19 protein-coding genes, 1 tRNA gene, 1 other RNA gene and 2 pseudogenes are annotated in these 21,403 nt (G+C 57.4%); 9 read left to right on the top strand and 14 right to left on the bottom strand.

What is annotated here, in order from left to right; genetic code table 11:
* Window positions 1-4: 4 nt before the first annotated feature.
* The gene (locus tag JDEN_RS02085; RefSeq protein ID WP_015770713.1) at window positions 5-1,279 is read right to left on the bottom strand and encodes an aspartate kinase; all 1,275 of its coding nucleotides are present in this window, start codon (window positions 1,277-1,279) and stop codon (window positions 5-7) included.
* Between the two features lie 198 nt (window positions 1,280-1,477).
* Here JDEN_RS02085 and JDEN_RS02080 point away from each other — a divergent pair, with 198 nt between their 5' ends.
* Window positions 1,478-2,401, top strand: a complete 924-nt coding sequence (locus JDEN_RS02080) for an ABC transporter ATP-binding protein (RefSeq protein WP_015770712.1) — start codon at window positions 1,478-1,480, stop codon at window positions 2,399-2,401.
* Window positions 2,398-3,534 (top strand): ABC transporter permease, encoded by a 1,137-nt coding sequence (locus JDEN_RS02075; RefSeq protein WP_015770711.1) that lies wholly within the window; start codon window positions 2,398-2,400, stop codon window positions 3,532-3,534. The genes JDEN_RS02080 and JDEN_RS02075 overlap by 4 nt, the downstream gene beginning before the upstream one ends.
* A 153-nt stretch (window positions 3,535-3,687) precedes the next feature.
* Here the strand turns inward: JDEN_RS02075 and JDEN_RS02070 are convergent, their stop codons facing one another.
* The 7 genes from JDEN_RS02070 to ffs form a co-directional block, all read right to left on the bottom strand.
* A complete protein-coding gene (locus JDEN_RS02070) occupies window positions 3,688-4,308 on the bottom strand; it encodes a DUF5063 domain-containing protein (protein WP_015770710.1) in 621 nt (206 codons plus the stop codon).
* Window positions 4,309-4,322: 14 nt separating this feature from the next.
* Window positions 4,323-4,922: a recombination mediator RecR gene (gene recR / locus JDEN_RS02065; RefSeq protein ID WP_015770709.1), complete on the bottom strand. Its 600-nt coding sequence runs from the start codon at window positions 4,920-4,922 to the stop codon at window positions 4,323-4,325.
* A gap of 5 nt (window positions 4,923-4,927) precedes the next feature.
* Window positions 4,928-7,546, bottom strand: a complete 2,619-nt coding sequence (locus JDEN_RS13330) for a DNA polymerase III subunit gamma and tau (RefSeq protein WP_015770708.1) — start codon at window positions 7,544-7,546, stop codon at window positions 4,928-4,930.
* Window positions 7,547-7,612: 66 nt separating this feature from the next.
* Complete coding sequence (locus JDEN_RS02055; RefSeq protein ID WP_015770707.1) at window positions 7,613-8,305, bottom strand: methionine ABC transporter permease; 693 nt, start codon at window positions 8,303-8,305, stop codon at window positions 7,613-7,615.
* The gene (locus tag JDEN_RS02050) at window positions 8,302-9,399 is read right to left on the bottom strand and encodes a methionine ABC transporter ATP-binding protein (RefSeq protein ID WP_041287783.1); all 1,098 of its coding nucleotides are present in this window, start codon (window positions 9,397-9,399) and stop codon (window positions 8,302-8,304) included. The genes JDEN_RS02055 and JDEN_RS02050 overlap by 4 nt, the downstream gene beginning before the upstream one ends.
* Window positions 9,400-9,533: 134 nt before the next feature.
* Window positions 9,534-10,436 (bottom strand): MetQ/NlpA family ABC transporter substrate-binding protein, encoded by a 903-nt coding sequence (locus JDEN_RS02045; protein ID WP_015770705.1) that lies wholly within the window; start codon window positions 10,434-10,436, stop codon window positions 9,534-9,536.
* Between the two features lie 635 nt (window positions 10,437-11,071).
* Window positions 11,072-11,166: signal recognition particle sRNA small type (ffs, locus tag JDEN_RS13290), an RNA gene on the bottom strand.
* 195 nt (window positions 11,167-11,361) lie between these two features.
* On the opposite strand from ffs, the gene JDEN_RS02040 reads away from it, so the two are divergent.
* Window positions 11,362-11,450 (top strand) — tRNA-Ser (locus tag JDEN_RS02040).
* 57 nt (window positions 11,451-11,507) lie between these two features.
* Here JDEN_RS02040 and JDEN_RS02035 read toward each other — a convergent pair.
* On the bottom strand, window positions 11,508-12,092 hold the full coding sequence (locus tag JDEN_RS02035; protein WP_041287782.1) for a site-specific integrase: 585 nt from the start codon (window positions 12,090-12,092) through the stop codon (window positions 11,508-11,510).
* 106 nt (window positions 12,093-12,198) lie between these two features.
* Between JDEN_RS02035 and JDEN_RS02030 the strand changes: the two are divergent.
* Window positions 12,199-12,642 (top strand): annotated as a pseudogene (locus JDEN_RS02030) (M24 family metallopeptidase); the annotation flags it as partial.
* Between the two features lie 20 nt (window positions 12,643-12,662).
* Here the strand turns inward: JDEN_RS02030 and JDEN_RS02025 are convergent.
* From JDEN_RS02025 to JDEN_RS02010, 4 genes are all read right to left on the bottom strand, one after another.
* The gene (locus tag JDEN_RS02025) at window positions 12,663-13,370 is read right to left on the bottom strand and encodes an ABC transporter ATP-binding protein (RefSeq protein WP_015770703.1); all 708 of its coding nucleotides are present in this window, start codon (window positions 13,368-13,370) and stop codon (window positions 12,663-12,665) included.
* Window positions 13,371-13,375: 5 nt separating this feature from the next.
* Window positions 13,376-14,470 carry a hypothetical protein gene (locus JDEN_RS02020; RefSeq protein WP_015770702.1) on the bottom strand — a complete coding sequence of 365 codons (1,095 nt, stop codon included), beginning with the start codon at window positions 14,468-14,470 and terminating at the stop codon, window positions 13,376-13,378.
* Window positions 14,454-15,479, bottom strand: coding sequence for a hypothetical protein (locus tag JDEN_RS02015; RefSeq protein ID WP_015770701.1), 1,026 nt, complete (start codon window positions 15,477-15,479; stop codon window positions 14,454-14,456). The genes JDEN_RS02020 and JDEN_RS02015 overlap by 17 nt, the downstream gene beginning before the upstream one ends.
* 827 nt (window positions 15,480-16,306) lie before the next feature.
* Window positions 16,307-16,813: a ClbS/DfsB family four-helix bundle protein gene (locus JDEN_RS02010; RefSeq protein WP_015770700.1), complete on the bottom strand. Its 507-nt coding sequence runs from the start codon at window positions 16,811-16,813 to the stop codon at window positions 16,307-16,309.
* A 170-nt stretch (window positions 16,814-16,983) separates the two neighbouring features.
* On the opposite strand from JDEN_RS02010, the gene JDEN_RS02005 reads away from it, so the two are divergent.
* The 5 genes and pseudogenes from JDEN_RS02005 to JDEN_RS01985 all read left to right on the top strand — a co-directional run bounded on the left by JDEN_RS02005 (window position 16,984) and on the right by JDEN_RS01985 (window position 19,808).
* On the top strand, window positions 16,984-17,520 hold the full coding sequence (locus tag JDEN_RS02005; RefSeq protein WP_015770699.1) for a hypothetical protein: 537 nt from the start codon (window positions 16,984-16,986) through the stop codon (window positions 17,518-17,520).
* 47 nt (window positions 17,521-17,567) lie between these two features.
* Window positions 17,568-18,263, top strand: a complete 696-nt coding sequence (locus JDEN_RS02000) for an alpha-ketoglutarate-dependent dioxygenase AlkB family protein (protein ID WP_015770698.1) — start codon at window positions 17,568-17,570, stop codon at window positions 18,261-18,263.
* Between the two features lie 59 nt (window positions 18,264-18,322).
* Window positions 18,323-18,613, top strand: a pseudogene (locus JDEN_RS01995) (zinc-binding dehydrogenase); the annotation flags it as partial.
* Window positions 18,614-18,707: 94 nt separating this feature from the next.
* Entirely contained in the window at window positions 18,708-19,001 is a 294-nt protein-coding gene (locus JDEN_RS01990) for a type II toxin-antitoxin system VapB family antitoxin (RefSeq protein ID WP_015770697.1), read from the top strand.
* A gap of 168 nt (window positions 19,002-19,169) precedes the next feature.
* Entirely contained in the window at window positions 19,170-19,808 is a 639-nt protein-coding gene (locus JDEN_RS01985; RefSeq protein WP_015770696.1) for a LytR C-terminal domain-containing protein, read from the top strand.
* 116 nt (window positions 19,809-19,924) lie between these two features.
* Here JDEN_RS01985 and JDEN_RS01980 read toward each other — a convergent pair whose 3' ends face one another.
* Window positions 19,925-21,334 (bottom strand): uracil-xanthine permease family protein, encoded by a 1,410-nt coding sequence (locus tag JDEN_RS01980; protein ID WP_015770695.1) that lies wholly within the window; start codon window positions 21,332-21,334, stop codon window positions 19,925-19,927.
* Between the last annotated feature and the right edge of the window lie 69 nt (window positions 21,335-21,403).

Here is a 21,403-nt window from a genome sequence, read left to right as displayed (position 1 = left end):
GTGGTTAGCGGCCGGTACCGGCGTGGATAATGGCATCAGCTTCAACGTCAAGGTTGAACGCTGAATGGACTGCGCGAACAGCATCGTTGAGGGAATCTTCTCTGGTCACCACGGAAATGCGAATCTCGGACGTGGAAATCATTTCAATGTTGATTCCCGCGTCACGCAACGCAGCAAACAGTTGCGCAGACACACCCGGGCTGGACTTCATGCCCGCCCCAATGAGCGACAATTTGCCCACTTGGTCATCAAACTGCAACGAGTCAAACCCAATGTCTTCTTGCGACGCGCGCAACGCTGCCAGTGCAGCTGGACCGTCCCCCTCCGGCAACGTGAAGGAAATGTCAGTGAGCCCAGTTGCTGCGGCTGACACGTTTTGGACAATCATGTCAATGTTCGCGCCAGACAGTGCAACCACTTCAAAAATGCGGGCCGCTGTGCCCGGGACGTCAGGGACGCCGACGATGGTGATTTTCGCTTCGGACCGGTCGTGCGCAACGCCGGTGATGATGGGAGCTTCCACAGTTGATGCCTCTTTTGCTGGGGGTTCGTTGGTGACGAGTGTGCCGACTTGGCCGGTGAAGGAGGAGCGCACGTGGATGGGCACGGAGCAACGCCGACCAAACTCCACGCAGCGCAGCATGAGCACTTTCGCGCCGCATGCAGCCATCTCCAACATCTCCTCGTAGGTGATGCGCTCCACTTTGCGCGCTTTAGGCACAATGCGAGGGTCAGCGGTGAACACGCCATCGACGTCGGTGTAGATTTCACACACATCCGCGCCCAGACCCGCAGCCAGCGCAACGGCCGTAGTGTCAGACCCACCACGCCCCAATGTGGTCACATCGTTTTCGTCTCGATTCACCCCCTGGAACCCGGCAACAATAGCCACAGTTCCTTTATCGAGGGTTTCCCGGACCCGCGAGGGGACCACATCAACAATTCGGGCCCGCCCATACACAGCATCAGTAATCACACCCGCTTGCTGCCCGGTGAACGATTTCGCTTTCACCCCCAAATTGTTAATCGCCATCGCCAACAACGACATCGAAATGCGCTCACCAGCGGTGAGGAGGATATCCATTTCACGTTGCGGGGGCATGGGGGTCACTTGCTGCGCAAGGTCAATGAGTTCGTCGGTGGTGTCGCCCATAGCAGAGACCACAACAACAACGTCATTCCCGGCTCTTTTAGCTTCAGCGACGCGTTTCGCAACCCGTTTGATGCTCTCAGCATCTCCAACGGACGATCCGCCATATTTTTGGACAATTAATGCCACGATAGTTGCTCCGTAACTGTTCTGGTCCCGTCGATCTAAACGTCCACCAGGTAGCGTTTGGGGTTCTATCGTAGGCCGGAACCCGGCAAAACCGGTACCCCTGTTCGTCATGTGGCGCGACCCCAGTGGGACGCTCGCTGCATCAGTTCATCCTGTGGGTTGATCCGCAACCAGGTCATGGCCCCTAGGCTAATGGGTATGTCAGCCAGTGATCTCTCCGTCTCCGCGAACCAGGTGAGCCGTGTTTTCGGTTCCTTTGTCGCCGTCGCCGATGCGACATTCACGGTCCCGCGCGGGGGTGTGACCGCCCTCGTTGGCCCCAACGGGTCCGGCAAAACCACCCTCATGCTTGTGCTTGCGGGGCTACTGACCCCCTCCTCTGGAACTGTCGAGGTGTGCGGGTTTAACCCGGTCACCGATAACTTCCAGGTACGGTCCCGGGTGGGATGGATGCCGGACCAGTTTGGGATGTGGGATTCGTTGACGGCGCTTGAGGCATTGACGATGACAGGGGCCACCTACCGCATGTCTGCCGATGCGTCACTGGCTCGGGCACGTGAGTTACTTGAGTTGGTCCACCTGGTGGAGTTTGGTGACAAGCCCGCCCACGTTCTTTCTCGAGGGCAAAAACAACGGCTGGGGTTGGCGCGTGCTCTCATGCACTCCCCACAAATGCTCATCCTTGATGAACCGGCCAACGGGCTAGACCCACGGTCTCGTATTGAGTTGCGTGGCATTGTGCGTCAACTGGCTGAAGGTGGCACAACGATCCTCATTTCCAGTCACGTGCTTGCTGAGCTTGACGAGATGGTTGATGACGCGATCTTCCTGTCAGCAGGTCGAACGGTGGCACGGGAAACGGTGACCGATGCACGCTCGGCTCGTTCCTCGTGGCATGTGCGCGCTATTGACCGCACACCTTTGGTCAGTTGGTTGGAGGAGATCCACGTTCCGTTTGCGCTGGGCCAAGACGGTTCAGTCATTGTCAATATTTCTGGTGAAGAAAACGCCGCCCGCTTCCTTCGTGATGCGTTGGCACGTGACATCGCCATTGTCGAGTTCGCGCCTCGTGGTGGCGCGCTGGAACAAACGTACCTGCAACTCAATGAGGAGCGTCGATGAGCACCGTGGACTTACACGAACCACCCACCGCTGCTGTGGAACAGCCACGGCGGTTGACGTGGCATGGGGTGTCCACTGTGGCACGCCTGGAACTGATTCAACGGTTGCGATCATCGCGCTGGAAGATTGTGCTCGCACTGTGGTTTGTTGGTGTGGGTGTCATCTGTTTGCTGATCACTACAGCAACCACCTCGATGACATCGTATTCGTCAAACGCGACTCCTATTGGTCAGTGGATCTTTGGGATGAACGTGTTTTTCATTTTGTTCATGGGGTTGCTCGTCACCCCATCGTTGGGGTCCACTGCCATTAACGGTGACCGTAATGGTGGAACTCTCGCGATCTTGCAGGCGAGCTTGTTGTCATCGTGGGAGATCATCCTTGGTAAGTGGTTAGCCGGATGGACCACCTCACTCGCGTTCCTCATTGCCTCACTGCCGTACATCATTTGGTCACTAGCTGCAGGCGGAGTGTCTGTGTGGTCGGTCATTGTGGTGGTAGCGGTCATGATGTTCATCTTGGCTGTGGTGTGTGCAGTCAGTGTGTTCTGGTCCGCGAAGATGGTGAAAACAGCGACCTCCACGTTAATGAGTTACTTCTCTGTTGCTCTTGTGTCGCTGATTTCGTTGCTGCTGTTTGGGTTGGGTCTTGTGGTCATTCAACACGACACTCAGGTGCGGGTCATGCAACCCAGCGAGTGGTCTCCAACAACAGGCAACCCCACCGCGTGTGAACCTGTCACCACAACGCGCACTGACCTTGGTATGGACTATTTATGGCCGCTACTCGCAATCAACCCGTTTGTGCTGGTTGCAGACTCCACGCCGCAACATAGTGAGGACATGGCCAGTGTTGAAACACCTCTTCAAGCCATCCAAGTGGGTGTGCGACTGGCACGCGCCAACCCTGTGGACATGGGTTGGGACAGTGAATGGTGCAATGAGGATGGTTCCGTAGTGAGCCAGGCCGAGTACAACAAGCGCACCGAAACCACGCAAGAAGACTTGGCCGGCGCCGTGTGGCCGTACGGTTTTGTGTTCTACGTGATCGCTGGTGGTCTAGCGCTCTTCGGCGCAGAACGCCGCATCCGTACACCTGTTGCGACGCTCGCCAAGGGGGTGCGCATCGCATAGACCTGTGGTCCTCGGAGTCCAGGCTGAGGACCACACAAGGCAGGAGAACTGCCTGACATCAGCATCGAGGGGTAGGCGCAGTCCAGGGCGCCTGCCCCTCATGTGTGCCTGGACAGCGGTGTCGCGGTCGCTGTTGTTGGCGAACCGGAGGGCTCAGGCAGGGGTGGTGGGTGTTGCGGCGTGCAAGGCGTCAAAGTGCGCTTCTTGTGCGACGTCATCAGGGACGTCCAAGCGCACATGCGCAAGGATCAGTTGCAAAACCCGCAACACACCAGAGGCACGCTCCCCCCACGTAGACAGGTAAGAGAATTGCCACCACCACATGGCCTCAACTTGGTGGCCCGCATCGTAATGTTGGAGCCCGTGGGCCAGGTTGTCGACAATGAGAGCAAGATCTGAGGAGATCGCAGAGGTTTCCACATCGGCGTCAATCACAGGGTCCACGATCTGAGGGAACGCATCAATTCCGTCAAAAATGCGGGCAAGCGCCTCACGGAGTGGTTCAATATCGGAGTCCCTGCCAGCATCTGGTTCAAAGCGGTGCGGCGGAACGATGTCTGTCATCGCTCCCAAGTGTGCACCCGCGTTCAGTGCATCCGACAACGCCAGAATCAGGAGTGACATGGCGGAGTCAGGTTCCCCGCCGGACGCAACCCCCACTGTGGTGGTGAGGAAATGGCGAATGGACGGCACCACGTGAGCGGCAACACTGGTCAGTTCCGAGGGTTCGGTAGCAGCCAAGTGTGGTTCGTGGGGCGTGGTGTCGTCAGTCATGTGTGGTCCTTGTGTTAGTTGCCCATCAAACGTCGGCCTTCAAAAGCCCGCCCGAGGGTGACTTCATCGGCGTATTCCAAGTCTCCCCCAACGGGTAGCCCAGAAGCCAACCGTGTCACACGAATACCGATCGCACCAAGCAACCGGGCAAGGTAAGTTGCTGTTGCTTCCCCCTCAACATTGGGGTCCATGGCAAGGATAATTTCAGTGACAGTACCGTCAGCGAGTCGAGTCATCAGCTCGCTAATGCGTAAGTCATCTGGCCCAACATTGTCCATGGGGTTAATTGCTCCCCCAAGAACATGGTATTTTCCGCGGAACTCGCGGGTCCGTTCAATAGCAACCACATCTTTTGCTTCTTCCACCACACAGATGACCTCAGCGGAACGACGTGGGTCACGACAGATTCGGCACCGTTCCTCCTCGGCAACGTTTCCGCATTCGTCGCAGAAACGCACCCGGCGTTTGACCTCAACAATTGCTTGCGTCAGGCGAGCGATGTCGTCGCTGTCTGCGGACAGGATATGGAACGCAATGCGTTGCGCACTTTTTGGTCCCACACCTGGCAGACGCCCCAATTCATCGATGAGGTCTTGAACAGCACCTTCGTACACGCGTTTTACACTCCGTTGTCTGTTTGTTCGTCAATGATGGTCGCTCCCAAACGTTTCATCAACAGCGGCACCCCAAAGAGTGCTGATGCTTCCAAATCTTCGTCGTCAGGTGCGGGTTCATCATCAACATAGGTGGGGGTAGGTTGGGCAGCAAGTCGTTGTTGTTCCTCTCGTGCCCGCCGTTCAGCTGCCTGCCGTGGAGATTCCTCCCACGGTGGTGTCGACGCATCCGGTGGAGTGGGGACAGTGGTTGTCGACGCGCTGGTTGACGGCGACGGAGTGTCCACTGACAGTGGGGTCACGGGGACTTCGGGGGTGAGGGCGGACTGTGCTGCCACCTCAGTGCGAGTGGGGGTGGCACCCGCGAGCGCCTCACTCACGGGCACGGGGTTGTGCATCCGTGCGCTGCTGCCACGCAGCGCTGCGGCAGCAGCACCAAACATGTTGGTCGGCAGCGGTTCGACCTCGGGTGTGGGAGGTTCCTCAGGAGCTGATGGCTCATCTGGCGTGGGAGGTTCCTCAGGGGTTGGGGGTTCGTCGTTTCCCCAGGTTTTTGGGGTGGTTTCCGGGGGTGTTGGTGTGTCAGCCACGTGCTGTGGCACTTGCTCCATGGGTGGCCCCTGGGGTGGGGCGGTGCGGTGCATGGGCACATCAGGGGCAGCCAACAAGGGGGGTGCTGAGGTGATCGCGGGTTCGCTTCCGGCGACATGCACAGCAACCTCAACTGGGGCGCCAACTGCGGTGGACAGCGCTTGGGCAAGGAGAGCATCTCCGCCACGGCCCGCGAACCCTGCAGCGAGACCTGGAGAGGGAAACGTGACATGCACGGTGGACCCTGTGACACCATGCACGGCAGCGTGTTGTTGGGCCATGGCCCACGCGGGCATGGACTGCTGACGGACTGTGTCCAACGCAGACACCCACGCGGACTCCACTGCTCCCTTGGTCAGCGACGCGCCCGAGACGCTGTGCTCTACACCGGCTGTGGGAACCGGATGTGCGCCAGGCGCAGGATCTGACGCAACTGGCTGCTCCGGTTGTTGTTCTCGTTGTGGTTCGTTGCGCGCGTTATTCTCATGTGCACGCTGAGGTGTGGACGGTGCTGAATCCTGAACCAGGGACGCAGCTGCCGCCCAGGATGCTGCTGCCGCGAGTGCCACATCGTCAGAGGTGGTCGCGGTCGGGGCTGCGGCGCTGGCCGCGCTGGAGACCGCGGGGGGCGCCGTTGGCGAGTTTACTGGTGCCGCGACCTGCGGGTCGGGTTCAGGTGCCGGGTTCAGGGCGGGCGCGGAGGTTCCTGCAGGTTGTGCCGGTGCGGGGTTGGGGCGCGCGGGGGTGGTCCGCGTCGAGTCTGGGCGTTTCGCCACCGGTCGCGCCGTGCGCGCAACCGGTGCCTCGTCATTGTCACGGCCGTCGGCTGCAGGTGAGGTGGGTTGCACAGCAGCGCGGGTAGGGCCGTGGCCACGTTCTAGTTTGTCGATGCGCGCGGCCAGTGCCGCTGCCGAATCGCTTGCGGTGGGGAGTAGGAGTCGGGCACACAACAGTTCAAGGTGTAGGCGCGGCGAGGTCGCACCTGACATCTCTGTCAGTGCAGTGTTCGTCGTGTCTGCTGCATAGGTGAGATGACCTGCCCCTAGTTGCTGGGCTTGGTGGTTCATTCGCTCGTACTGGTCGGCGGGCAATGCCGACAACACCGCCCGTGCACCGTCTGGCGACAGCGCGACAATCAGGAGGTCCCGGAATCGTTCAAGAAGGTCCTCAACAAAACGCCGTGGTTCATGTCCGGTGTTGATGATTTCCTCAATGACACGGAAGAGCGCCGCCCCATCATGTGCGGCGAGCGCGTCCACAACGTCGTCAAGAAGCGTCGCTGGGGTGTACCCCAACAAAGCGACCGCATGTTCGTAACTGATGGCGCTGCCTTGGGCACCGGCAATCAACTGATCCAACACAGACAGTGTGTCTCGCACTGAGCCACCACCCGCCCGCACGACCAACGGGAGAACCCCCTCCCCCGCGGCGATTCCTTCTTGCCCACACAGCTGCGAGATGTAACTCAGCATGGTGTCAGGGGCAACCAATTTAAACGGGTAATGGTGGGTGCGGGACCGGATAGTTCCGATCACCTTGTCCGGCTCAGTGGTTGCGAAAATGAACTTCAAATACGGTGGGGGTTCCTCCACGATTTTCAGCAGCGCATTAAATCCCTGTGCTGTCACCATGTGGGCTTCGTCGAGGATAAAAATCTTGTACCTGTCCCGTGACGGGCTGAAGGTGGCACGTTCCCTCAGTTCACGCGCATCGTCAACACCACCGTGGGAGGCAGCATCAATCTCCACCACGTCCAGAGAACCTGCCCCGCCACGAGCCAACTCTTGGCACGACGGGCACTGCCCACACGGAGTGTCACGAGGGTTCTCCGGTGAGTTTTCCGCACAGTTCAAAATACGAGCAAGAACCCTCGCGGATGTGGTTTTCCCACAGCCTCGAGGGCCAGAGAACAAGTACGCGTGATTCACACGGTTTGACCGCAACGCTTGCATGAGTGGTCCAGTAACATGCTCCTGCCCGATCATGTCAGAGAACGTGTCAGGCCGGTAACGTCGATACAGTGCGGTGCTCACACAGCAACCTTAGTGGAACCCACCGACGGACAACACTTCCCCCACCCACCGTGGCGGTCACATCGGTTAGCCACGCCGCATCGCTTTTCGGGCCAGGAAGTTCCCCAAGAACTGGGCGAACTGAACGATGATAATGATGACAACCACCGTCACGAACGTAATTTCCCAGTTGAACCGTGCATACCCCTGACGCAGCGCGAACTCGCCGAGCCCTTGCCCGCCAATAGCCCCCACCATCGCGGACATGTCCACCACACCGATGAACAAGAACGTGTAGGCAAGAATCAGTGGACCCAACGCTTCTGGAATCACCACCGACCAAATCACCCGGAACTTCGACGCACCCATCGCACGAGCCGCCTCAATGACACCCGGGTCAAGCGCGACAAGGTTCTGCTCCACCAACCTGGCAAACGCAAACGCAGCCATGAACGTAATAGCAAACGCCCCAGCTGTCGGACCCAGGGTCGTCCCCACAACAACACGAGTTAACGGCCCAATAGCAGTGACAAAAATAATGAACGGAATGGGCCGCACAATATTAATAAGGACATTGAGAACCGTGAAAACCACGGCGTTTTGCAAAAGATTGCCCGGGCGAGTCAGGTACAACAACAAGCCCATCAGCAAACCCACAAAACCACCAATGAGCATCCCAATCCCCACCATGTACATGGTGGTGCCCACTTGTTCCCACAATTCAGGGCCCATCACAGACCAGTCTGTTTGCCCATCAAAGAACGTCACAACCTGGCTCATGCGCGGTCCCCTTCCTCAGGTGCTGCAACAAAGTCCGCATGCCCAAACCCATCCAACGGATTCTCGGCCGTCCCCAAATCCACCACATGCGTGTACTGGCGAACATCAGCGATAAACCCGGCAATCGCTTCAGGTTCCCCTTCAAGCCCCCATGTCAGCGAACCAAACGGCCGCTGCTTCACCTCAGAGATTCCACCGTAAATAATCCCCCCACGCACCCCATGACGAACAAGAAGATCCGTGATGCGATCACCCTGCCCACCATCCTCATGCACATACACCGTAATCAGATGCTCACGGTGGCGTTCACGAAGCCGAGCAAGCACATCGGCATCCGGACGATCCTTGATAGCTGAGGACACAAAACGGCGCGTCGCGCGGTGTTCCGGGTGGGAAAAGACCTGATACACCTCCCCCACCTCAACAACTTTCCCCTGCTCCATGACCGCCACCCGGTCACAGATCGCTTTGACCACATCCATCTCATGGGTAATGACAATGACCGTAATACCCAACTCTTCATTGACACGGCGCAGCAAACCCAACACATCAGCTGTCGTTTCTGGGTCAAGCGCAGAGGTCGCCTCATCAGCGAGGAGCAACGTCGGGTTAGTTGCCAACGCACGCGCAATCCCCACCCGCTGTTTCTGACCACCAGACAACTGGGAAGGCACCGCCTTCGCCTTGTCAGACAACCCCACAAACTCAAGTAACTCCGCAACCCGACGGGCACGTTCAGCACGCCCCACCCCCGCCACTTCCAACGGGTACGCAACATTGGCAGCAACAGAACGAGACTGCAACAAATTGAACTGCTGGAAAATCATGCCAATCTCAAGGCGTAACTGACGCAGTTCCGATTCCTTGAGAGCAGACACATCACGCCCCAGCACCACAACCTGCCCACCCGTTGCCGGCTCCAAGGCATTAATCATCCGCACCAGCGTGGACTTCCCCGCGCCCGAATAACCAATCACACCAAACACCTCACCCTTATCCACGGTGAGGGTCACATCGTCAACCGCTGTGACAGTACTTTTCTTCCCACGAAACTGTTTCTTCGCGTTGACAAACTCAACAATAGGAGTGCTCATATTCACGCTATTCCTGTCTGGGTGCACAGTTCTCTCTTGCCATAGTGACACCAGGTTCACTGAACGCAACTGCCCGGTGGGCGCCAAGAGGTCATCTTGGCACCCACCGGGCACGCGTCACGGGAGTGTGGCGGTTACTTGGATGCTTCGAAATCAGCCTGGATCTCGTCCAAGTAGCCCTGCAAGGTTGGGCCATCCTGGTCAGCAATTGCTGCAGTTCCATCCGAGGCAGCTAGCACACCGTCTTGAACCTCAGCACGCTTGTAAATCTCCACAAGCTTGCTGTACACCTCGTTGTCCTTCTCCTCTGCTCGGGACACCCACACGTTGATGTAGGGGCGCGCCGCATCTGAGGAGGCGTCATCCGCGTAGATTGCATCGTCTGCGGTTAGTCCGGCTTCCTTGAGGAAGTCGTTGTTCACCACCGACGCTTCAACATCGGGCAGCGCCAACACTGTTTGAGTGGCGTCAACAGGGGTGACCGTCACCTTGGATGACGGCAGCACGTCCAACTCGGTGGAGAACGCCGACCCGCCATCCTTCAGTTCCACCAGTCCAGCATCTTGAAGGAGCAGCAACGCACGAGCAAGGTTGGTGGGGTCGTTCGGGACAGCGATCTCCCCACCAGTGATCGAATCAATGGAGTCGTGCTTTTGCGAGTACACGCCCAGCGGGTACACAGCCGTTGCCGCAATAGGTGAGAGGTCTTCACCTGCCTCCACATTGAACTGCGCCAGGAAGAGAAGGTGCTGGAACTGGTTCAGGTCAATCTCACCGTCAGCCAGGGCACGGTTAGGGACCTGGTAGTCAGCAAGGTCAGTGACCTCAACGAAGATCCCTTCGTCTTCAGCGATTTGCTCAAACGTGGTCCAGTAGTCCTCTGTTCCCACAACACCGATGGTGACTGGGTTCCCTTCAGTGCCCTTGTCAGCGTTGGTGTCCGCATCAGAATCCGAACCGCACGCGGCCAACGAGAAGGTGAGGGCCGTGGCAGCAGCCGCAGCGGCAAGGGATCGAGCAAAAGATGAGCGTGACATAGTGTCTCTCCAAAAGTTGAGCAGGGGTTTCCCCTGCTGTGAGCGTCAGCAAGGTGGGTTAACACCTGGTGAAGCGGACACTCGAGCGGAACGTTGAATGGCTTACCAGCCATGCGGTGAATGCCTCTGGTTGGTTCTTCGCTCACACCGCGCAGTGCCCACCTCATGTGGGTGAACCACACCAGGGGAACTGCATCATTGAGGAACCAGAGACACACACCGACGAAGGTGCGTGAACCTGCTATCACAGCAGGAAGGGGGATCATGCGTATCGGATGCTTCGTCCGATTCGGGTGCGACCAGAAACAGGAGCACCCCTACAGCATGCAGGATACACACATCATGTGCATGCGGCAGCACACCATCGCGGGCATCGTCATGCCGCGGGTCGCGTGGTGGTGCTGTGCAGTGAACATGGGTTAATCATGGACTGCGGGTCACGCGATGCGCCACCACGACACCGATCGTCTCGCTTTTTGAGACACAATCGCGCCACGTAAAGCGTTTAAATCATTCCTATTGGGGCAATAACCCCACGTTGTGTCTCGCATTGTGGTCAGTATCGAGGACCCGGGCCTCCTGCCCAGGCACTCACACCCCCGACATGGGCGAGGGCACAACATACATGCGGGCACAAAAAAGACCCCACGCGCACCCATCAGAGCTCACCTGCCCTTGCTGCCTTCCGGCCCTGGGGGATTCAGCGAGATGACGCCACGCGGGGGTCGACTTTCAGTGTAGCCCACATGCGGCACCCGGTGAAATCCTGCACCTACGAAGGTCACATCACACCAATTCACGACCATAAGATGTGACCTTGACCGCTCCACCCCTCAGCGATTCGGATTTCACAAAATTGTCCGGTAGTCTGTTGGGGCTGGCAACTGCTCCTGAGGCTCTTGCCAGTGTCTACATCTGTAGATGTGGAGGATTCGCCTAGTGGCCTATGGCGCACGCTTGGAAAGCGTGTTGGGTTAACAGCCCTCAGGGGTTCGAATCCCCTATCCTCCGCCAGGCAATAAAAGACAGCCCCTGACTGCACCTGCAGTCAGGGGCTGTCTTGTTCCCCATTTATTCCCCACTTTCACCACGCCGGTCATCAAAGGCTGACGTCAAATCCTGCACCTCACGACGCCGAGCAATATACCGCTGCTCCGTCATCTGAGTTGTACGGTGACCAAGCTGCGCAGCAGCCTGCTGGGCAGCATACTCCTGCGCGTGCACCAGCGCTTCCACCACGAACCCTGGCAGGTGAACCACACGTTCCCCTCCCCTTCCCGTCTTCGTCGTCTCACGAAGAATCGGACCATCAGGTGAATCACTAACAGTGCGTCGAATCATCAACCGCGGCGTCTCCCCTGTCAGGTCAATAAAGTCATCCCACGTGACAGCTAAACCCTCTGACACTCGAGCCCCAGTCCCCAGGAGCAACGCAACCAAAAGGTACAACGGTTGGAATGAATCATGACCTGGCGCAAGGGCGCGTTTCGTATGGTCCAGGAGGTCTAGCCCATCCCTGGCGGTGGGGGCTTTCACATCACCAGAGGTACGCCGCCGTATCGTGCGCACACCAACCATCGGGTCAACCGCCAACAGCCGCTGCTGCACACCTAGGCGGAAAGACTGGGCAAGAAGGTTGCGGATGTCTCGGGCCACCGACGTGTACACCTCCCCCAGTTCGGCAACCAAATCGTCGATTTCAACCGTGGTGACCTCCGCTGCCGCCCTTCCACCCAGCACCGGGGCAACGTCGTGTTACGTCGACTACGCGTTGAGTTTCATTGTGGGTGAGCCCCGTCATGCGGATGACGCTGCGATGATCGCAACCATCGAACGTGCCTTGCAGGCAGGTATCGATGCTGCTGGGCCTGGGGTGCGCATCGGCGATATTTCTTTTGCGATAGGCAGCGTGTTGCACGACGCCGGCTACCTGATTAACACTGACTTTGGTGGGCACGGCATCGGGTCAACGATGCACCAAGACCCACACGTCCCCAACATTGGCCGCCCCGGGCGCGGCTACACGCTACGCCCAGGGCTGATGCTCGCCCTGGAACCGTGGATCATGGCGGACACCGATGAACTGATCACGGACGCCGACGGGTGGACGCTACGCAGCGCTACCGGGTGCCGCACCGCACACAGCGAACACACCATCGCGATCACGGAGGACGGGGTGGAAATCCTCACCGAACGCCCTGAATAACTCGTCAGGGGACGATTCGTTTACGCGTTGGTGCGTGTGGTCGGAGTTGCTTCCACGAGCTGGTTGCCATGGAACCGGTACAGGCGGTCACAGGCGGCGATAACCTGTGGGTCGTGGGTGGCAACGAGAACAGCGGTTCCTGAATCCGCAATTGCACGGACATTATCAACAATGGTGCGCCCCGTTGCTTCATCGAGAGCTGCTGTTGGTTCATCCGCGATCAGGAGGGTCGGGGTGCGCACCAGCGCCCGCGCAATCGCTACTCGCTGACGCTCACCACCAGACAATTTCCCCACTTGGCGCCATGTGGGAATGTCCAACCCAGCGATCTTTAGCGCTTCTTTCACTGCTGTGCCTCGTGCGGCCCGTGTGAGGCGGGGTTTATCAAATATCAGCGGCAAGGAAACGCTCTGCGCCACTGACTCGTTCGGTACAAGGCCGTATTCCTGGGAAATCCACCCAAGGTACTCCCTGCGGAGCCGGGCCACTGTTGAGGGTTTGCTGTAGTCCAACAGCTCACCGGCAACAGTGACTTGCCCGCTATCAGGGCTGAGTAACCCTCCTACCAGCGACAACAGCGTCGATTTACCGCTACCGGAGGGGCCTACTACCCCCACCATGTCGCCTGCGCTCACCGTAAGATCAGCGCCCTGAACAATGAGACGTGTTTCTTTGCCATCACGGAAGCTTTTACTCACGCCAGTTGCGTGTAGGACGGTGCTACTCACAATAGTTACCTCAATATTCCGTGGGAATAATTGCACATACGCCGGATAGCAACAGTTGCGGGCAGCGACGCAATAAGGTGTACGGCTAACAATCCCGCGATAATCACACGGGTTGCGATCTCAGAAAACGATGGTGGAAAACCTGTTGAACCAACCCCCATGTTCACCAGGAGAAACCCGCCAATCGCCGGGAGAGTAAACGCGAACAGAATTTGCACATGGAAACGCAGTTGCAAAGCCCCATGCGATGCCCCGTTAAGCCGGTCAATTCTGAATGGAAGGTTGTGACGGTCCCACAAGCGTTGCCCCAGCATGACCAGCATCCCGGCAAAAACGGAAATCACACCGACGCTCAAGACAAGGATCCACACTGAGGATGACACCAGAGAGAAACTCCCTTCGCCGCGTATGTCTTGGTACCCCAGTGCGTAATACACCCGCCCTGTTTCCGCGTCCTGCTCAGCCAGGGTCATCTGATCGGCGATGTTCTGTAGTTCTGTCACACCACAGCGACAGGTCACGGTGGGCACGAGTTCCCCGGGCTCAAGAGTGCGTGCATCAAACACGGAATCAAATACCTCTGGGGTTACCTGATACACGGATTTACCGCCGGTGGCTATAACGTGCCCGGTTCCTTGAATGTAAGTATCGGCACCCGCCTCGGGTGGGTCCGTGCCCACGATGACTACACCTTGCGGGTCAGGAAAATAGTTTGTCGGTGGTTCCCCAAACCTATCAACTGGTCCTGCGATAGTTAGCCGCGCATCGGTGACCATCCGGTCAATGAGTAAGGGAATACCAGGGGCATTGGCATCCGCCGCGCCAACCGTCAAACCGGCATCATCTCCACCGCCATTCTCAATGTCATTGTCAACATTTAGGGCATGCATCATTGATGCTTGCGGATCAATGACACGAAGAAACGCCAGCTCAGCTGCTGGTTGCTGACCGTCAAGCCGCGTGGTGACGACATACTCATTCGCAAAAATCGCCAGGTAGGTGCCAAGTGTGACCATGACAAAAGTTGTTACCCCGAGGGATAGCAATAGCCCTATTGATTTGGCGATGTCGCTAGTAAGGCGGTTAAAGAGGGAGTACATGTCCCACCTTCCGCACAGCACAATTGGTCACCAGTTTCGCTATAACAAAGAGAGTGAACATTGCGGCACTCGAAGGCAGCACAATAATGCTGACGGCTTCTGCATGAGCAATACCGGAGAGTGGTTGTAAATAGGCATGTAAGCCACTGGAAAACACTAAGGCGATGGCGAATCCAGCCAACACCGGTTTGAGCAATGCGCTGTACGTAGCGCGCTTCAGGTCCTGGCTGTCTCCGCCGCACACGGCAAGGGCTTCAAGCTTTTCCCGATGCGCAGCTGCATGCCCCTGCAACACAACATAGGTGGACACCACCACTACTGTGAAGAAGAGTGCCAGCACAACCAGATAAAGGCCTGACATACTGCTTTTCATTGCCTGAGAAAGAGTTGACGTATCAGCAAAAGGGGTCACAGCAACAATGCTGAACCCTTGCGCTTCCATTCGGCCCACAACGTGATCAATCCCGTCAGTGTCTGCAACATACTCACCAGCGAAGTAATACCTGCCGTCAATATAGGGCTGAATATCTTGAGATACGTAGGCGGCTTGCCGTGAACCGATAAGGGAAAGGCCTGAAGGTACCGGATCGAGGACTGTGCCGTGAAAGTCCGGGCTGATACTTACAGCAACGTCATGGGCGGGGATAGGGATTGTTTCATTGACGCCAACCCAACTAGCCTCTTTGTTGTGCGCTAGGTCGTGAGGAACAAGTGGACCATTCTCAGTGCTAAACCGTTGCGTCGGGTCGGTGATGGTGAGCACGCCTGAATTTAGTTGCCTCTCGTACGCAAGAGACAGGTCAAAGAGGCTAGCTATGTCGCCAACAGGATCGTCGGCTGATCCGGACGTCGGGTCGTGCAGTGCGACCACTTCAACTACTGGTCCAGAATAACCAAGTGCCGTGGCATTTGTGCCGTATACAGCGTGGTGGAGCTGCCACCCTAGGGCGATCCACACCATGAAGAATGCACTGATGGTCAGTGCTGTCACTATTTTTCGTACCGGCACAGCACCTCCCATTTTTCGATTCCCGATGCTTCACAAAGATTTGGGGTATTGGATTCAGCGGATGCGGTAGAGGGTTTCTGGTGCCCAGTTGGTCATGACCGTTAAGCCATGGGGTGTTTGCGATGGCAACCAGGTGTCGCGGATGAACAGTGTACACCGGTAATCTATCTAGCCTGTCCCACATGTCCTTCCCCCACAGCCTCCCGCAGCGGCCAGCAACTTCAGCATCAACTGATTGTTTGCCCTCGATGAGATCTTCAACGATCTCGCGCGTGGTGTCTTCGACGAATAGAGACGGGAGACCCTCTGTTCCCAGAGAAAGCAGAAAGAGACTCGGCGCACGTTTTCGTGTCTCAGTTTTGGTGGTTCAGATTTTTAAGTCCTCTCTAGTGTTTCGTACCGAAACGCTAGATACAAGGGAAGTATCTACTAGAGACACTTCGCTTCTTAGTAAGCAAACTTTTGGTAGGCAGGCTTCTTCTACCTTCGCTTAGGCCGTGACGTTACTCGCATCGAGTCGGTTTGGGGTGGTTGCGCAGCGCTGGGTCATGCCGCGGAGCGGGTCTGGAACAATGTGTCGGGCTTGCTAGTCATAGCAGTAATGCCAACCATAGCGGTCACGACTGTTCCCCATTTATTCCCCACTTTGAACTGCAAAACCCACTATCCTTGATGCAAACTGATGCACACCCAGCGCAATGTTTATGCAGGTGAAGGCAAGAAAATGCAACAGGAAGATACCTTGATGCAACTGGTGGTTCGAATCCCCTATCCTCCGCCAGGCAATATAAGACAGCCCCTGACTGCAGGTGCAGTCAGGGGCTGTCTTATATTGCTCTTCTCTGATGCGCACGGATAATCTTCCTCGCCCAGTCGTAGTGACTTGACGTGGACGACACACAATAACTCCCTAGTGAGGTACTGCCAGTCCAGGGGAAGTATTTCTTGGTAAAGAGCTCCTCATCGGTGAACTGAGAAATCAGGTCCATCACCTCCTGGTGGCTGCGGGCCAACGCGGTACGCGCATCGGTCAGCGGGGTGTGTTGGTGACGTTCCCACAACTCCACATTCAATTTCCCATAGGTGGCCCACGTGTATGGCGCAGGCAAAAAGGGTTGCGTCTGACCAGCCATGTTGCCCCTCGCCCACGCCAACACCATGAGATGCCACTCGTGCAGGTGGATCAGCACATCACGCACACACCGGTCACGACCCACACCAGCAAACTCAGCGGTGAGTTGCTCTTCAGTCAGCGAGTCAACAAGCGCGTTGAGATCATTCATCCGCTGCTTACTCAGGGTAGAAAGTTCCGCACGCGAGGTTGGCCGAGGCATCAGTCCTCCGTTGTGATTGTCACTATGACCGTGACCTACCCCGACCATACTCCTGCCCAGTCGTGTTGGCGCAGACCATAGTCCCAGACGCCTGCAGTTCGCCGGGCAGGCACCCTGAATCCCCCATAGAGTAAAGAAACGTTGCCACCCATGCGCCTTGGAGGCCCCTCATGCCGCACGACAACACACCGTTTTCCCGTAGCATACGCGGGGAGCGCATTGACCATAGTTCCTACGCGAACTACCTGAACCAACACTTTTTGGGGTCTGAGGCCGGGTTGCGGGCGTTCAAAGCGGCTGCCCGTACCTGGCGTGGCACTCCGCAAGAAAAGGCATTGCGTTCCCTGGTCCACCAGGTCAACGCGGACCGTCGCGATCTGAAACGGATCTTGCGTGACCTGGGGTATAAGCAAAAAGGGTTTAAGCGTGCATTGACTGGGGTTGCTCGCCTTGCCGGGCACGTGAACCCGGTCAACTTTTTCCGGCTGCAACGTGCCAGTGTTGGCCAGTTGGAGTTGGATATTCTTACGGGGCTGCTTCGGGCGAAACTCGCGATGTGGCAAACCCTTTCCATGGTCGCAGACCACGATGACCGGCTCGACGCTGTGTTGTTGCAAGACCTCAAAGATCGGGCAGAGTCCCAGATGGAGCAGGTTGTGCAGATTATCAATGACACATGGGAAGAGCGTTTCTTCGTCCGCGACTAGCTCATGGTTCGGGTGCGCCAACCACGTCAGTAAGCAAGGAGGAGTGCGTGCTGTTTTCCGATGCCGATGTGCCCCGTGTGCGTGAGGAGATCGCTCCTGGTGCGGTGTGGCTGCCAGGCTGGTTGACGATTCCGCAGCAAGCCTGGTTGGCGCGTCAATGTGCCCAGTGGGCGGCAGGTCCTGTTCCGATCCGGTCAGCAACTGTGCGCGGTCACCCGATGTCGGTAAAGACGGTGTGTGTGGGGTGGCATTGGCGTCCGTATGCCTATTCGCGCGATGCGGTGGATGTCAACGGTCAGCGGGTGGTGGAGTTTCCTAAGTGGATGGTTCGGTTGGGGCGGCGCATCGTCGCGGATGCGACGGGGGATGAAGACCGTGCGTTGGCGTACACACCTGATACGGCGTTGATCAATTTTTATGATGTGCAAGCCCGGATGGGGATGCATCAAGATAAGGATGAAAAATCGTTGGCTCCTGTTGTGTCACTGTCTATTGGTGACACCTGCACGTTTCGGTTTGGGAACACGGAGAACCGCAACCGTCCTTACCGCGATATTGCGTTGGCCTCGGGTGACGTGTTTGTTTTTGGCGGACCGTCGCGGTTGGCGTTTCATGGGGTGCAAAAAATTCACGCCGAGAGCGCACCTGATGGGTGCGGTGTGGAGCATGGTCGGTGGAACATCACGATGCGGGAGACTGGTTTCGCTGATTCTCGTCCTGCACCATCCCCCGTCGTCTCATAGTGTGGATTCAGGAGGGTGAGGGTGTCACCCGTGTTTCTGTGGGTGATCGGGTGGGGAACGCTTTCCCGCAGGCAGTCGGTGCGTTGCGCCGTGGTGGCACTGTTGTTTTGGTGGGGTTGCCTCCGGAGGAGTTCCCGCTCGACATTTTCACCACCGTACTTTTCGGGTTGACGGTCCGTGGGTCCATTATGGGTACACGGCGGGACATGGCGGAAGCGCTCGATTTCTTTGCTCGTGGCCTTATTGACCCAACGTTCACCACACGTCCGTTGACCGACATCAATACGATCTTCGCTGAGATGGAAGCTGGCCACATTGATGGTCGTGTGGTCCTCGATATGGACGCCTAGCCTGGAGTATGACGCACCCAACACGGGGATACCTCTCCACTGTCGTGGCGCGTTGTATCCCCGTGTTGGTGTCTGTTTTGTCTACACTGGGGCTATGATCTTCAAGCGCGTCGGTGAAGGCCGCCCCTACCCGGACCATGGTTTGACATCCCCTCGGGACTGGGCAACGGTTGCACCACGCCAGATCAGGCTCAATGAACTGGTCACAACAAAACGCACGTTGGACCTTGATTCCTTGCTCACCGAGGATTCCACCTTCTACGGGGATCTGTTTGCTCATGTCGTGCAGTGGGAAGGCACCTTATACCTCGAAGATGGACTCCACCGGGCTGTGCGAGCTGCGCTTCAACAGCGCACAGTTCTTCACGCGCGTGTGGTGGAGTTGTAAGGTCACCGTGCAGTGCTGTGGTTTCGCCCCAAAGGCACTCAGTTTTTCCGTTAGGCTTCTGGTATTACATTCACTGCGTCGCACCCAGGTGTGTTCTTGACACCCCCGCGCTGCAGTGAGTTTTGAGTTGATACTTACCCATGAGAACTCGTCACGATTGAAGTCAAGGTGTCCCAAGAACAGATCGTCCGTGCCCGCGCTATTCGTCGCCGACGCATGCGGGAACGTCAAGCATTAATCTTCGGCTCGCTCGTTGCCGCTCTCGGCATCGTTGGGCTTGGTGCCGTCGCGGTATATTCCAGCGACACAACCCTTCCCTTTGATGGGGGCTTTAGTTATAAAGAAAAACCCGTTGATCCGGTGTACCCCACAGCATGCCTGCCTGAGGGCACCAAGCCTGTGGCCTATAGCAAAGTCAAAGTCAACGTATACAACGCTTCCGAGGACAGAACTGGGCTTGCCTCTGCTGTCTCTAAGGGCCTGCGTGACCGCGGTTTTGAGATCCAAGAAATCGGGAACAGTTCCGAGAAACGAGTGGGCGACGCGATCGTGTACGGGTATAAGGACCTGTCCCGGGCGTACACACTCGCCGCGCACTTCCCCAGCGCTGCTCTCATCCTCGACGATGACCGTGAGGAACGTGTTGTTGACGTCCTCATTGGCCAGGACTTCAAGGCTCTCATCTCCGAGGAAAACGTGTTGCTCGACTCCGAGACCCCCATGATCGGGCGCCAGAACTGCACTGATCTGTGGGAGTTGAGTGAGCATGTGGAGCCTCCAGAGGTAGAAGATGCCGCTGAAGAGTAGTCCTTCGGTGGCCGCCGCACCATGCACAGCAACCCGGTGAGCGCATCGATAGTCCTCAGGGTGGGGGTCATGATCAGTCACGACCCCACCCTGATTTCGTTGTTCTTCAGCGGGCGTTAAGCGCGTTCTCCCGCTGTTGTCTCACCCTCAAGCTCTGAACCAGCTGGTGCGGAGGCTGGCGATGCGGGTTCTTGTCCGGTACCGCACACCCGCGCAAGCACTGTCATCACGTGGTACACAAGGATCGCGGCAGCGGACCCTAATGCGATCCCCTCAAAGGTCAGATCCCCTGGACTCCACGTGAAGTTAGCGATCCCCACAATCAGTGGGATAGCAGCTGACGTGAGGTTAATGGGGTTGGAGAAGTCCACTCGGTTTTGCATCCAGATGCGTACACCCAACATGCCGATCATCCCGTACAGGAGGGTGGCCGCCCCACCAATCACTCCCGGTGGCACCGTCGCGATCGCTGCACCAAATTTTGGAAACAACGACAGCAGCAACGCCCCAAAGGCCGCGACCCAGTAGGCTGCTGTTGAATACACGCGGGTCGCCGCCATCACGCCAATGTTTTCCGCGTAGGTAGTTGTCCCCGAACCTCCACCACTCCCAGCAAGAGTGGTGGCCACACCATCAGCGAACAGCGCGCGCCCCATCACATGGTCAAGGTTCTTCCCCGTCATTGCCGCAACCGACTTCACGTGTCCGATGTTTTCCGCAACGAGAACGAACACCACGGGCAGGAAGAGCCCAAAGACCGCCACATCAAACTCGGGCGCCGTGAAGTCAGGCAACCCAAACCACGCAGCTTGACCAATCGCTGCTGTGTTGACCTCACCACGGGCAAACGCGAACACGTAACCGATCACCACACCAAACAAGATGGACAGGCGGCCAATTAGCCCTTTGAAGACCACAGTGATCAGCACAATTGACGCTAAGGTCACCAGCGCGGTCAGCGGCGCAGCAAGAAAACCACCAGTAACAAGTTCGGTGACCTGACCGTTGTCATCAAGAACGACCCGGCCATCAGCATCGGTGAGCAGTTGGGTACTCGCCCACGCGGCAGGTGCGAGGTTGAACCCAATGAGGGCAACGATCGTTCCGGTGACCACCGGTGGCATAAGGGTTTCAATCCAGCGCACACCAGCAAAGTGCACGATCGCGCCAATGATGGCAAGAAGAACACCAGTGATCAGGATGCCCCCTACAGCCACCCCATGACCGCCGCTTGCTGTCGCAGCCAAGATAGGAGCAATGAATGCAAAGCTTGATCCGAGATAACTCGGAAGCCTATTACCGGTAATGAGGAGGAAAACAATTGTTCCCACTGCTGAGAAGAACAAGGTTGTTGCGGGTGGGAACCCGGTAATGAGAGGGACAAGAAAAGTGGCCCCAAACATCGCAATGATGTGTTGGAGCCCAATCCCGATCGTTCGCGGCCATGTCAGCCGTTGGTCGGGGGCAACAATGTCGCGGGGGCCAAGGGTTTTCCCGTCCCCTGCGAGTTTCCATCCAATAGTCACTATGTGTCCTCACGTTGAGCGTTCACGGCCCTGGGGCGCTAGGCGTGCAGGACCTTGTCCAGGGTAGAC

Source organism: Jonesia denitrificans DSM 20603 (genome assembly GCF_000024065.1).
In the GTDB taxonomy this organism is placed as follows: Bacteria; Actinomycetota; Actinomycetes; order Actinomycetales; family Cellulomonadaceae; genus Jonesia; species Jonesia denitrificans.
The sequence above is the reverse complement of the archived record's forward strand: the minus strand, read 5'-3'. Positions and strand labels throughout refer to the sequence as shown.